Source organism: Vibrio splendidus 12E03 (assembly GCF_000272105.2).
Lineage (GTDB): Bacteria > Pseudomonadota > Gammaproteobacteria > Enterobacterales > Vibrionaceae > Vibrio > Vibrio splendidus_I.
This window is the reverse complement of the sequence record NZ_AJZD02000323.1, coordinates 1-1,002: the sequence shown is the minus strand read 5'-3', so window position 1 is coordinate 1,002 and position 1,002 is coordinate 1. Positions and strand designations below refer to the sequence as shown.

Here is a 1,002-nt window from a genome sequence, read left to right as displayed (position 1 = left end):
GAAACTTCTACGTTTTAATTGACAGTGGGGTCATATCAACGCCGCATTAAGGTGTGAGCGACGCTTGGCTATACTTGAGCGATGCGAAACTGCCAAGCGTTGCGAATCACTCTTAAATGCTTTGTTATGCTTGTGTTTCCACTTTCTCATCCACTAATGAAAACTGGACTGGTTCTTCTTCGGTGAATTGATCTATCAAATTAATAATCATATCTCTAGACACGCCGACAATAGTATTGTCTTTTTTGTGCTCGATACCGATACCTGCAAACCTAAAAGTTTCACTTAAGTTGTTTTTTAGAGTTTGACCCTTTGAGAAAAAGTACATTGCCCCGCCACTCATACCTTGCGGAGATGGAGCCATACTCACGTTACCTTTGTACTTTAAACTCTGATTTTTCCTTTCGTAAATTCCCGTAATAAATTGCTTGTTATTACCTCGGACTTTAGAAACAATCGTGAAGTATTGTGCTGATTTGAAGTAAAGACTATTTTCTTCTTCGTGAACAAACTGGTTTCGCAATGTTTCTGAGGACTTAGAATTGTGGATTTTTTTGGCTTTACATTTACTTGAAGGAAAGCCTGTCCAAGCAAAGTGCTTTTTGTCGAAGCCAAGCATGCTAGATTCACTGATGTCAAAATAATTTTTTCCATCAAGAACCTGATTAAAACAGTCAACAATTACAATATCTTTGTCTTCAAAGACTCTATACCCAATCGCAATGTCAGATATGGCGTAGAACTCACCATCTGAACCAAAAATGTAAAAATCACTAACATTTAATACATTGCTCAATGCGTGAGCTGCGAAAGCGAAGTAATGAGCACCTTTGTATTTAAGTAATGTTGCTGTAGATGAAAATTCATAGTTACCAAGTGAGTCTTTATAGTATAGAGGTATCACAAACCTCTGAGACTCACGACCATAACTGTCTGATTGATAAGTAAAACCATTCGTCATTTATAATTTTCTCGTAATTTTTTCGTAATTTTTTCGTAATT

General features: G+C 36.6%; 1 protein-coding gene. It reads right to left on the bottom strand.

Features of this window, described 5'->3' with window-relative positions; genetic code table 11:
• Positions 1-124: 124 nt before the first annotated feature.
• Positions 125-961 (bottom strand): hypothetical protein, encoded by an 837-nt coding sequence (locus tag A142_RS20640; protein ID WP_019822877.1) that lies wholly within the window; start codon positions 959-961, stop codon positions 125-127.
• Positions 962-1,002 lie beyond the last annotated feature (41 nt).

Excerpts from the sequence above, each read along its gene's own strand:
- A142_RS20640 (WP_019822877.1), bottom strand. The coding sequence starts at position 961 with ATGACGAATGGTTTTACTTATCAATCAGACAGTTATGGTCGTGAGTCT.